Annotated in this window: 9 protein-coding genes and 1 pseudogene; 4 read left to right on the top strand and 6 right to left on the bottom strand. The window is 74.1% G+C overall.

What is annotated here, in order from left to right:
• The first annotated feature begins 88 nt into the window (after positions 1 to 88).
• Together hemE and OG386_RS12720 are read left to right on the top strand one after the other, a co-directional pair.
• Positions 89 to 1,153, top strand: a complete 1,065-nt coding sequence (hemE, locus tag OG386_RS12725) for a uroporphyrinogen decarboxylase (protein ID WP_328788262.1) — start codon at positions 89 to 91, stop codon at positions 1,151 to 1,153.
• 47 nt (positions 1,154 to 1,200) lie between these two features.
• Positions 1,201 to 2,442: an NADAR family protein gene (locus OG386_RS12720; RefSeq protein ID WP_328788261.1), complete on the top strand. Its 1,242-nt coding sequence runs from the start codon at positions 1,201 to 1,203 to the stop codon at positions 2,440 to 2,442.
• Here the strand turns inward: OG386_RS12720 and OG386_RS12715 are convergent.
• Together OG386_RS12715 and OG386_RS12710 are read right to left on the bottom strand one after the other, a co-directional pair.
• Entirely contained in the window at positions 2,355 to 3,737 is a 1,383-nt protein-coding gene (locus OG386_RS12715; protein WP_327382696.1) for an FAD-dependent oxidoreductase, read from the bottom strand. The genes OG386_RS12720 and OG386_RS12715 overlap by 88 nt on opposite strands.
• Before the next feature lie 59 nt (positions 3,738 to 3,796).
• Positions 3,797 to 4,792, bottom strand: coding sequence for a DUF4349 domain-containing protein (locus OG386_RS12710; protein ID WP_328788260.1), 996 nt, complete (start codon positions 4,790 to 4,792; stop codon positions 3,797 to 3,799).
• Positions 4,793 to 4,931: 139 nt separating this feature from the next.
• On the opposite strand from OG386_RS12710, the gene hemG reads away from it, so the two are divergent.
• Entirely contained in the window at positions 4,932 to 6,431 is a 1,500-nt protein-coding gene (gene hemG, locus OG386_RS12705) for a protoporphyrinogen oxidase (RefSeq protein WP_405789106.1), read from the top strand.
• Between the two features lie 4 nt (positions 6,432 to 6,435).
• A complete protein-coding gene (gene hemQ, locus OG386_RS12700; RefSeq protein ID WP_030012590.1) occupies positions 6,436 to 7,149 on the top strand; it encodes a hydrogen peroxide-dependent heme synthase in 714 nt (237 codons plus the stop codon).
• Between the two features lie 130 nt (positions 7,150 to 7,279).
• Here the strand turns inward: hemQ and OG386_RS46925 are convergent.
• From OG386_RS46925 to OG386_RS12680, 4 genes and pseudogenes are all read right to left on the bottom strand, one after another.
• Positions 7,280 to 7,964, bottom strand: a pseudogene (locus OG386_RS46925) (alpha/beta hydrolase); the annotation flags it as partial.
• A gap of 519 nt (positions 7,965 to 8,483) precedes the next feature.
• Positions 8,484 to 9,554: a TIGR04222 domain-containing membrane protein gene (locus tag OG386_RS12690; RefSeq protein ID WP_328788259.1), complete on the bottom strand. Its 1,071-nt coding sequence runs from the start codon at positions 9,552 to 9,554 to the stop codon at positions 8,484 to 8,486.
• Positions 9,551 to 10,882, bottom strand: coding sequence for a DUF692 domain-containing protein (locus OG386_RS12685; protein ID WP_443053167.1), 1,332 nt, complete (start codon positions 10,880 to 10,882; stop codon positions 9,551 to 9,553). The genes OG386_RS12690 and OG386_RS12685 overlap by 4 nt, the downstream gene beginning before the upstream one ends.
• Positions 10,883 to 11,029: 147 nt before the next feature.
• Positions 11,030 to 11,782, bottom strand: coding sequence for an aminoacyl-tRNA hydrolase (locus OG386_RS12680; RefSeq protein ID WP_189739346.1), 753 nt, complete (start codon positions 11,780 to 11,782; stop codon positions 11,030 to 11,032).
• Between the last annotated feature and the right edge of the window lie 22 nt (positions 11,783 to 11,804).

Here is an 11,804-nt window from a genome sequence, read left to right as displayed (position 1 = left end):
GGGAAGACTAGGCGGAACGAGCGCCCGTGCGGCGCAGGGACACCCGCGCCGGGTCGGACACTTCTTCGTACGTGCGAAGATTTGGGTCGTGAGCGCCAACACCCGCCCCACGGGCCAGCCGAGTCAGACGTACGATTCCGCCTTCCTGAAGGCGTGCCGGCGGGAGCCGGTGCCGCACACCCCGGTGTGGTTCATGCGGCAGGCAGGGCGCTCGCTCCCGGAGTACCGCAAGCTGCGCGAGGGCACGCAGATGCTGGAGTCCTGCATGCGGCCCGACCTGGTCACCGAGATCACGCTGCAGCCGGTGCGCCGCCACAACGTGGACGCGGCGATCTTCTTCTCCGACATCGTGGTCCCGCTGAAGGCCATCGGCGTCGACCTGGACATCAAGCCGGGCATCGGCCCGGTCGTCGCCCAGCCGATCCGCCGCCGCGAGGACCTCGCACAGCTGCGCGACCTCACCCCGGAGGACGTCTCGTACGTCACCGAGGCGATCGGCATGCTCACGGGTGAACTGGGCTCCACGCCGTTGATCGGATTCGCGGGCGCGCCTTTCACCCTCGCGAGCTACCTGGTCGAGGGCGGTCCCTCGAAGAACCACGAGCACACCAAGGCCCTCATGTACGGGGACCCGCAGCTGTGGGCCGACCTCCTGGACCGCCTCGCGGAGATCACCTCCGCCTTCCTGAAGGTCCAGATCGAAGCCGGTGCCTCCGCCGTCCAGCTCTTCGACTCCTGGGTAGGCGCCCTCGCCCCGGCGGACTACCGCCGCTCGGTGATGCCCGCGTCCGCGAAGGTCCTGGAGTCCGTCGCCTCCTACGGAGTCCCGCGGATCCACTTCGGCGTGGGCACCGGCGAGCTCCTCGGCCTGATGGGCGAGGCCGGTGCGGACGTCATGGGCGTCGACTACCGGGTCTCGCTGGACGAGGCCGTGCGCCGGGTCGGCCCCGGCAAGGCGCTCCAGGGCAACCTGGACCCGGCCGTGCTCTTCTCCACCCCGGAGGCGGTCGAGGCCAAGACGGACGAGGTCCTCGCGGCCGCCGCCGGCCTGGAGGGCCACGTCTTCAACCTGGGCCACGGCGTCCTCCCGACGACCGACCCGGACGCGCTGACCCGCCTGGTGGACTACGTCCACACCAAGACGGCCCGCTGAGCGGAACCGCACCCGAGCAAGATCGAAACGTCGGTACCGTGCCCTGCATGACATGGCACGGACCGACGTTTCGCATATCCGACGGACAACGCATCGACGGGGCCTGGTGCCTCGTGTGGCGCAGGCACGACCTGCTGGACGAGTACGTCGTCGAGCACCTCTTCGTCTACGCGGACGGCGAGATCACCTACGGCGGCCACGACTCGACCGACCTGGCGGGGCTGGAGCGGCTGCTGGTCACGGGAAGGCTCACCCTGGACCCGCCGGAGGCGCGCGAGCGGCGCGAGCAGCGCGAGCGGAGCGACGGGGCACCGAAGCGGTCCACGTGGGAATCCCGGTACCCCGAGCCGCGTACCGACGAGGGCTTCGTCCTGGAGGTCGCCGACGAGATCCTCCGGCTGGCCGGGCGGCCGACCACGGCCGACCGGTGCCTGGACGCCGTGCGGGCCTACACGGCGGAGCCGACCGAGGAGCGGCGCCTGTTGCTGCGGGACGCGTACCTGGCGGTCCCCGCCCACCGGCGGGTCTACCTCCTCGGCGACATGGACCGCCAGGACCGGCCGCTGCGGATGCTGTTGACGGACCTGGGCGAGGCGGTGGACGGGGACGGTCCGGTGGCGACGGAGGACGTGCACCGGGGCGCCTTCGCATACCTCGCCGATCTCGCCGAGCACATCGAAGGGGCCGAGGAGCGCCGGGCCGTCCCGTACGCGGACGACCCGGCCGGCGCTCCGGTGCCCCCGGTCGTCCTCAACGAGGTCGTGTACCCCCGGGGCTGGCCGGCGGAGCCCGGCCGTTTCGTGCTGCGCAACGACTACGACGCCCCCTTCGCGCACGCGGGCCGGAGTTACCCCACCGTGCTCCACGCCTACTGGGCCCTGTCGGCCGCCGAACCGGCCGACCACGACCGGATCCTCGCGGCCGCCACCGCCCGCGAGGCCATGGAACTGGGCGGCGGGGCGGCTCGCCGGGCCGGCTGGTCCGGCGAGCGGCTCGCCGTCATGGCCGACCTGCTCCGGGCGAAGTTCGATCAGCACCCCCGTCTCGCCGAGGTCCTGCTCGCCACGGGCGAGGCCGCGATCGTCTACACCGGCACCTCCGAGGGGCCGTTCTGGCGCGACGAGGGTTCCCGCGGGGGCCGGAACTGGACGGGCCGCCTCCTGGAGCTGGTCCGCTCGGAACTGCGCCGCGCACGGAGCGGTCAGACCCCCGCCGAGTGCACTGCCGCGACCGCCTTGCGGGCCGCCACCAGGATCGGGTCCCAGACCGGGGAGAACGGCGGCGCGTAGCCCAGGTCCAGGGACACCATCCGGTCCACCGTCATGCCCGCCGTGAGGGCGACCGCCGCGATGTCCACCCGCTTCGCCGCACCCGCGCCGCCGACGATCTGGACCCCCAGGAGGCGGCCCGTACGGCGCTCCGCCAGCATCTTCACCGTCATCTCCGCCGCGCCCGGGTAGTAGCCCGCCGTGTTGGTGGAGGTGATGGTGGCGGTCACGAACCGCAGGCCGGCCTCCAGCGCGTCGCGCTCGCGCAGCCCCGTACGGGCGATCTCCAGGTCGCAGACCTTGCTGACCGCCGTTCCGACCACCCCGGGGAAGGTCGCGTAGCCACCGCCCACGCCCGAGCCGATGACCTGGCCGTGCTTGTTGGCGTGCGTGCCCAGCGGGATGTGCCGGGTGCGGCCCGCGACCAGGTCCAGGACCTCCACGCAGTCGCCGCCCGACCAGATGTTCTCGTGGCCCCGGACCCGCATCGAGAGGTCCGTGAGGATGCCGCCCGAAGGGCCGAGGGGGAGGCCGGCCGCGCGGGCGAGCGCGGTGCGGGGCTCCACGCCGATGCCGAGCACGACCACGTCCGCCCCGTACTCCTCGCCCGCCGAGGTCGCCACCGCCCGGACCCGGCCCTCCTCGTCGGTGAGGATCTTCGTCACCTCGGCGCGGGAGACCGTACGGATCCCCATCCGGTTCATCGCGCCGTGCACCAGGCCGCCCATGTCCGGGTCCAGCGTGGCCATCGGCTGCTCGCCCCGGTGCAGGACGGTGACCTCGTACCCCCGCGCCACCAGGGCCTCCGCCATCTCCACGCCGATGTAGCCGGCGCCCACCACGACGGCCCTGCGGCCCGCCGTGCGCCGCAGGGTGTCCATCAGGCGCTGGCCGTCGTCCAGGCTCTGGATCCCGTGGACCCCGTGCGCGCCGATGCCGGGGAGCCGGGGCCGGACGGGGCGGGCGCCCGTCGCCAGGACCAGCTTGTCGTAGCCCGTCCAGGATTCGGATCCGGTGTCCAGATCGCGGGCGCGGACCCGGGAGCCGGGGAGGTCGAGCTCCACGACCTCCGTGCGCGTGCGCAGATCGATGTCCCGGGCCCGGTGCTCCTCGGGGGTGCGGGCGATCAGGTCGTCGCGCTCGGCGACCTGACCGCCGACCCAGTACGGGATCCCGCACGCCGAGTAGGAGGTGAAGTGCCCGCGCTCGAAGGCGACGATCTCCAGCTCCGCCGAGCCCTTCAGCCTGCGGGCCTGTGACGCGGCGGACATCCCCGCCGCGTCACCGCCCACCACCACCAGTCGTTCCGTCGCCATCGTCCGTACCGCCCCTTCACCACCGTCGGATGGTGAACACGCTACGGCCGAACGCGCGTTCAGTCCTGTACGTCGGCCTCGGCGTCCGGAGCCGTCCGGGCCGCCGGGACCGTCGCCCGCCACGGCACCGGGGCCGTCTTCGCCGGCGCCGGACGCCACCGCCGGTACAGCCGGACCAGCAGCAGCACCACCACGGCCGTCAGTGCGAACGGCAGCACCGCGCCCACCGCCACCGTCAGGTAGCGCACGACCTTGGTGAAGACGTCCCAGCCCCCGCCCAGGGCCCCCAGGAAGGTGGGCTCCTTCTTCTTCTCCTTCTTCTCGGCCTCCGGCTTCGCGGCCGGCTCGGAAACCTCCAGCGTGATCGTGCCCAGCGAGGTCTGGTCCTTCAACGCCGTCTGCTGCGCCAGCAGCGACTCCAGGTCGGACTGACGGCGCGACAGCTCGCTCTCCAGCATCACCACCTCGCTCAGCGCCGAGGCCTTGCCCATCATTTCCCGCACCCGCGCCACGCTGGCCTGCTGCGAGGCGACGCGGCTGCCGATGTCGGCGACCTTCTCCGTGACGTCCTGCGCGTCGACCTTGCGGTGCAGGAGCTTCCCGCTGCCCTCCATGGCGCCGAGCACGGCGTCGTAGCGCTCGCCCGGCACCCGCAGCGTCAGCGTCGAGGTCATCCGGCCGTCCTCGCCGCGCTTGGTGGACTCGTTGCCGACGTAGCCGCCCGCTTCGTCGGCGGCCGTGCGGGCCGCGGCGAGCGTCTTTTGGACGTCCGCCGTCTCGATGCCCAGCGTCGCGGTCCGGATCACGTTCGGCCGGACCACGGCCGGCGGCCCGGCGTTCTTGCTCGCGGAGGAGCCCGCGGCGCCCGCGGACCCGGCCGGCGCCGGGGCCGCCGCGGCGCCCTCCGGGGCCTTGCCGCCGGCTGCGGGCGCCACCGCCGCCTTGTCGCTCGCGGAACCCTGGCCGCTCGCGCCGCAGCCCGTGAGCGCGAGCGCCCCGGCCAGTGCGAGGGCGGCCAGGGCCGCCGCGGAACGGTTTCTGTCGAAGCTGCGCATCGCTGTAAACCCCCGAGGATCGGCTGGTGTTGCCGGTTCGACGTCCAGAGTCCCGTTGCGGGTTTCGCATCCACGGTCCCGGGGTGATCCCGATGCGGTCACGGTCCGGCCTCGGAGATCGGTCTGAGACGATGTGTCCATGCACGAAGCGGACATGCGTACGGATCGGCCGGGCCCCTCGCCCCGGTCCACCGGCTCCCAGCGCCACGCCGTCGTCATCGGCGGCGGCATCGCGGGCCTCGCGGCGGCCCACCGGCTGCTCGCCGAAGGCGTCCGCGTCACCCTGCTGGAGGCCGGACCCCGGCTCGGCGGCAAGCTCTACGCCGGTGAGCTCGCCGGGGCCCGGGTCGACCTCGGCGCCGAATCCGTGCTCGCCCGCCGCCCCGAAGCCGTGGCCCTGGCCGAGGCCGTGGGCCTCGGCGAGGCCGTGCAGGCGCCCGCCACCGCCACCGCCCACCTGTGGACCCGGGGCGCGCTGCGGCCGATGCCGCGCGGCCACGTCATGGGCGTCCCCGGCGACCTGGGACCGCTCGCCGCCTCGGGGGTGCTCTCCACCGAGGGGCTGGCCCGCATCGAGGCCGAGCGGACGCTGCCGCCCACCGAGATCGGCGACGACGTCGCCGTCGGCGCGTACGTCGCGGCCCGCCTCGGCCGCGAGGTCGTCGACCGGCTGGTGGAACCACTGCTCGGCGGGGTCTACGCGGGCGACGCCTACCGCATCTCCATGCGGGCCGCCGTGCCCCAGCTCTTCGAGGTCGCCCGCACGCACGCCCTCCTGGGCGACGGCGTACGGGAACTGCAACGCCGGGCGGAGTCCGCTCCCCAGCCGGCCGGTCCGGTCTTCGCCGGCATCGACGGCGGCATCGGACGGCTCCCGATCGCCGTGGCCGAGGCCTGCCGCGCCGCGGGGGCCCGGCTCGTCACCGACGCCCCCGTCCGCGAGGTCGTCCGTACGGCGGAGGGCTGGCGGGTGGTGGCCGGCGCCGAGGTCATCGAGGCCGACGCCGTGATTCTCGCCACCCCGGCCGCCGCCGCCGCACGGCTGCTGGACGGGCTCGCCCCGGCCGCCGCGACCGAGCTGCGCGGGGTCGAGTACGCCTCTATGGCCCTGATCACGATGGCCTTCCGCCGCTCCGACCTGCCCGCGGCCGTCTCCGACGGCCGCGCCAGCGGATTCCTCGTACCGCCCGTCGACGGCCGGACCATCAAGGCCTCCACCTTCTCCAGCAACAAGTGGGCCTGGGCCGGGACGGATCCCGACCTCTTCCTGCTGCGCACCTCGGTCGGCCGCTACGCCGACGAGAGCGACCTGCAGCGCGAGGACGGCGAGCTCGTCGACGTCTCCCTGGCCGACCTCGGCGAGGCCGTGGGCCTCGTGGCCCGGCCGGTCGCCTCCACCGTCACCCGGTGGGACGGCGGACTGCCCCAGTACCCGGTCGGCCACCTCGACCGGGTCGCCCGGATCCGCACCGCCGTCGCGGCCCTGCCGGGCCTCGCCGTGTGCGGCGCCGTCTACGACGGAGTCGGCATTCCGGCCTGCATCGCGAGCGCCGGCAAGGCCGCGGACGCGGTGATCGCCGCGCTCGGTGCGCGTACGGCACCCCTGGCACCGACCACTGATCAGCGCACGGGACAATAGGCACATGACTGCACCAGAGAAGATTCCCAACGCGGGGAAGAAGGCGAAGGACCTCAACGAGGTCATCCGCTACACCCTGTGGTCCGTCTTCAAGCTGAAGGACGTTCTTCCGGAGGACCGCACCGGCTACGCCGACGAGGTCCAGGAGCTCTTCGACCAGCTGGGCGCCAAGGACATCACCGTCCGCGGCTCCTACGACGTCTCCGGCCTGCGCGCCGACGCCGACGTCATGATCTGGTGGCACGCCGAGACGGCGGACGAGCTGCAGACCGCCTACAACCTGTTCCGCCGCACCAAGCTGGGCCGCGCCCTGGAGCCGGTGTGGTCGAACATGGCCCTGCACCGCCCGGCCGAGTTCAACAAGTCGCACATCCCGGCCTTCCTGGCCGACGAGGTCGCGCGCGAGTACGTCAGCGTGTACCCCTTCGTGCGCAGTTACGACTGGTACCTGCTGCCCGACGAGGACCGCCGCCGCATGCTTGCCGACCACGGCAAGATGGCCCGCGGCTACCCGGACGTGCGCGCCAACACCGTCGCCTCCTTCTCGCTGGGCGACTACGAGTGGCTGCTGGCCTTCGAGGCGGACGAGCTGTACCGCATCGTCGACCTCATGCGTCACCTGCGCGCCTCCGAGGCCCGTATGCACGTCCGTGAAGAGGTGCCCTTCTACACCGGGCGCCGCAAGTCCGTCGCCGACCTGGTGGCCGGGCTCGCCTGATACCTCCCCTGGGGGGAAGGACCGGAGGACGACCACACCGTCAGGTGAGTTCCTCCGGTGGATCGGGAGGCTGGTCCGAAAGACGGCCCCTGCCCCCGAAACGACGCAGCCGGAGATCCCGCCCGGAAGTTCAGACGACTGGCGGCAGCAGTGCCCTGTGGGCGCTGGCTGCCCGGTCGTCCAGCGACACCGGTGCGGGCTCCGGATGCGGCGCACACGTGACGCGCCACCCCGGGGTGGCGCCCGTCAGCAGATACCGCTCCACGTGACGGTCCACGCAGCCGTTGCGCCCGCCGACCACTCCGTGGGAGCCGGCCCCGTCTCCGTCACCAGGGAAGCCCCGGCGCCGAGCCGCCGCTGGAGTTCCAGCGCACCCTCGTACGGGGTCGCCCCGTCCCGTTCCGCCGCGACCACCAGGGTCCGGGGCAGCCGCTCCGGCCGGGCCCCGACCGCCACCGGCCGCTGCCGCTCGCGCACCGGCCAGGAGGCGCACGGGAGGTTCATGCAGGCATTGGCCCAGGTCTCGAACGGGGCCCTGCGCGCCAGGTCGGTGTTGTCGCGGTCCCAGGTCTCCCGGTCGGCGGCCGGCGGGCCACCGCGTCCCGGACACGCGCGTAGCTCGCCTGCACGGCCGCCGGGGTGGCGCCGAGGCCGTACGTGTCGTGGTGCCGGGCCGCCCAGGCGCGGAAGTCGTACCAGCGGCGCTCGAAGCCGGGTGACTGGTCGAGCTGGTTGCGGTACCAGATGCGGCGCGGATCGGGGTCGACCGCCGAGTCCAGGACCATCCGGCGGACGCCGCCCGGGTACAGGGTGGCGCGGGGCGTAGCCGACGAGGTCGTAGGCGGTGGCGATCCGGTCCCGGCCGGGGAGGTCGGCGAGGAGCGGGAAGTACATGCCGGAGGCTCCGGGGCCGCCGGGGATGTGGACGAGCGCGCCCTGGCGGACGGCGCCGCCGGCCCCGGTGGCGGCGATCCGGCTGACGGTGAGGGGGACCTGCGGGCCGTCGGTCCGGGCAGCCCTTCGGCATCTGGGCAGGGGCGGAAGTCGAGTCCGCCGCTGCCTCCGGCCGTGGCCCGGGCCGCCGCGCGGCGGGCGGCGAGGGCGGCGCCGGCGGCCTTGGCGGCCGGGCGAGGTCGGTCGCGCGGCGTGGGCCGGGACGCACCGCCAGGGCGGCCGCGCAGCCTGCGAGTCCCGTCCGCATGACGGTCCGACCCTCTCATCCGATGAACCGATGAGAGGGTCGGATGGTGGCCTTGTAAAGGATCACCGGCAGGTGTCGCCGCCGTCGGCCCCGTTGCCGCGGATTCCGCCCCCGCTTGCCGTACGCCCGCCGGTCAGGAGCTGCTGCCGCAACTGGAGCTGGACGAGCTGCCGCAGCTCGACGAACTGCCGCAGCTGGAGCTGCTGCTGGAACAGCTGGAGCTGCTGCTCGCACAGCCCGAACCACCACTGGAGCAGCTGGAGCCACTGCCCGAAGAGCCGCAGCCGCTGCCCGAGGAGCCGCAGCCGGAACCGCCGCCACAGCTCGATCCGCCGCCACCGCCCCCGTCGCTCCCGGCGCACCAGACGATCGGCAGCACCTCGACCCCCGACCCGTGCGAGGAGCCGCCCGTGCCGTGGAAGCGCGTGCGCGACTGGGCCGCGGCCAGCCGGGTACCGCGTACGGCGGGCAGCAACTGCCGGCGCAGGTGCGGGTCCCGCAGACCGCGCAGCCCGAACAGTGCGGTCTGCACGTGCGGGGTCCGGTCGTTCAGGTGGGCGGAGCGGATGGCGCGCAGCGCCCGCGCCCCGGCCCCGGTCACCCGGCTCTTGGCCCGGGACGCGCAGATCAGGCCCACGACGATGCCGCCCACCAGGACGACCACCACCTTCGCGATGAACGGCACCCCGGAGCCGGAATCGAGGGCGAGCGACACGACGGTCAGCACCAGCGACACCGGGAACAGCAGCAGCGCGCACACGACGGCCTGGATCAGCCCCCAGCGACGCAGGCGGCGCAGCCCGGATCCGGGCGGGGAGATCAGCCCGCGGTCGGCCAGCCCGTCCCCGATCTCCTGGACGGCCGGGTCGCACATGGCGGCGTAGCGCAGCTGGTAGAGCCATCCCGAGGGCGCCCCCTGGTGGGCCTGGAGGACGGCCCGCTCGGCGGTGTCGGTGGCCCGCGCCCCGGGGCGCACCTGGACGATGCCCGGACCGCCGGCCACCAGCCGGCCGTCGCCGAGCATCGAGACGAGTGCGGCGTCCACGACGGTGCCGGGGCCGCCCACCACGAAGGCGGCCTCGGACAGGTCGTGCAGGGCGGGCGCCGGTCCCGCGGACGAGGACCGGGACCTGCGGAGCCCGACCATCAGGAGGACGCAGGAGAGGAGGACGGCGATCCAGATCGCCACGGCGAGGAAGTTCATGCCGCTCTCCCCACCAGCGTCCGGGCCCAGCGCACGATCCGGCGGGGCGGCCTGGCCCCGGCCCGCTCCCGCCACCAGGTGGTGAGCCGGCGCCGGGCTGCCGGATCGGCCGGCAGGTCCCGGATCAGCAGGTCCTCGGCGAAGTCCAGCGCGTCCCGGCGGTACCCGGAGGTCATCGGGCGGCTCTTGGCGTAGGAGAGGAAGGCCTCGCGGTACGGGTCCGGGCCGCCCAGGATCACGGGCAGCTCGGGAGCCAGTTTCGCCACCACGTCGGCCCGCTTGGCGGCCAGCGCCCGGGCCTGCACCCGGATGCGCCGGCGGTCGAAGCCCTCGGGCACGGGGGTCCCGGCCACCAGCGCCGACAGCAGCGCGGCCTGACCGAGAGCCACCCGGGTCCGGACCGACTCCTCGACCGTGCCCGGGTCGGTGCCGGTGCCGGTGCCGGGGTCCGTGCCGGGGTCGGCGCCCGCCGGGCCGGACCCGGCGGTCGCCGCCTCCACGGGCGCGGCCCGTCCGGCCGTCACCACGGCCCGGATCGCGGCCAACTCGCCCGCGAGCTCGGCCTCCGGCGGGAAGTCGTCGTCCCGCTCCAGCAGGACGCCCGCCGGTTCCACCCGGGAGCGCAGCTCGGCCAGCAGGTCGAGCACCACCGGCGGGACCGGGTGCGCGTGGGTGTCGTGCCAGACGCCGTTCCGCTCGATGCCGCCCGCCACGTGCACGTACGCCAGCGCCTCCAGCGGGATCGCGTCCAGCACGGCGGCCGGGTCCTCGCCCCGGTTGACCCGGTTGGTGTGCAGGTTGGCCACGTCGATGAGCAGCCGGACCCCGGTCCGCTCGACGAGCTCCGTGAGGAACTGCCCTTCCGTCAGCTCCTCGCCCGGCCACGAGAACAGCGCGGCGATGTTCTCCAGTGCCAGCGGGACCGGCAGGGCGTCCTGCGCGATCCGCACGTTCTCGCACAGCACGTCCAGCGCGTCGCGGGTGCGCGGCACCGGCAGCAGGTGCCCCGCCTCCAGCACCGGCGAGGAGGTCCGCACGAAGGCGATGTGCTCGGTGACGAGCGGCGCCCCCAGCGCCACCGCCCGCTCACCGAGGGCCGCCAGCATCGCCGGATCGGGACGGTCCGCGCCGCCGAGGCCGAGCGAGACCCCGTGCGGCACGACGCGCGTGCCCCGCTCGCGCAGCCGCAGCAGGGACTCGGGCAGGTGGCCGGGACATACGTTCTCGGCCACCACCTCGACCCAGTCCAGGCCGGAAAGCCGCTCGACGGCGTCCGCGATCTCCGGCCGCCAGCCGATGCCCACCCCCAGGTGTGTCATGGGTTTCATGTCCCCCCGCCCCCTCTCGTCGCACCGTGTGCCGATGTCATGGCCCCGACGGAGTCGCGCCAATCGCAGGAGGGGACGTTCAGAGGAACATTTGAGGTTCCCACCGGCCGGGAAGCGCTTCAGAGCCGAACGGTCAGAGCCGGGCCGTCAGAGCCGGGCCCGCAATGCCGGGTGGTCGGCGACCACCGTCGCGCTGCCCGGCGCGATCTCGGTGAACCCGGCGTCCCGGACCACCGGCAGCCCGCTGCCGCCCAGCTCGGCCCACCGCTCGCGCGGGGCCGTCCGTACCGCCAGCCGGAAACCGGAATCCTGCCAGGCGGTCCGCTCCGCCTCCGTCAGCTCCCACCACGCCAGCTGCGCCGCGTGCCCGGCCTGGGCCATGGCCTTGCCGGCCGACATGTCGAGGCCGGGGTTGAGCCACAGCACCGGCAGCCCCGGTTCCGCGGTCGCGGCGACCGGCTCCGGATCGTCCAGATCGGTGCCCGACACCTGGAGCTTGGCCAGTTCCTTGGGCCAGCCGTCCAGGGGCACCGGCGGGAAGACCCGTACCTGCGCGCCGTCCCCGTGCACCGTGACGCCCGGCAGGGTCTCCGCCTTGCGCCACTCCGCCCCGCGCGCCCGGCGGACCACCTTGCGGATCCGGGCGTCCTGCCAGTCGCGGACGGCCTCGGCCCACTCGCCCTCGCCGTGCGCCCGCTCGTCGGTGAGCAGGACCAGCACGGCACGGGCCGCCGTCTCCAGGGCGTCCGTCCGGGCGGGCGGCTCGGCCTTCTCGATCCGCACCACCAGCGGCAGCACGAACTGCGGGGCCTCGTCGCGCAGTACGTGCTCCTGCCGGAAGGGGCTGTCCGCCCCGACCGCGGGGACGTCGGAGATGTCGTTCGTGTGCTGGCTGCTCATCCTGCCAAGGATGCCAGCCTCC

This window comes from Streptomyces sp. NBC_00273 (genome assembly GCF_036178145.1).
In the GTDB taxonomy this organism is placed as follows: domain Bacteria; phylum Actinomycetota; class Actinomycetes; order Streptomycetales; family Streptomycetaceae; genus Streptomyces.
The sequence above is the reverse complement of the archived record's forward strand: the minus strand, read 5'-3'. Positions and strand labels throughout refer to the sequence as shown.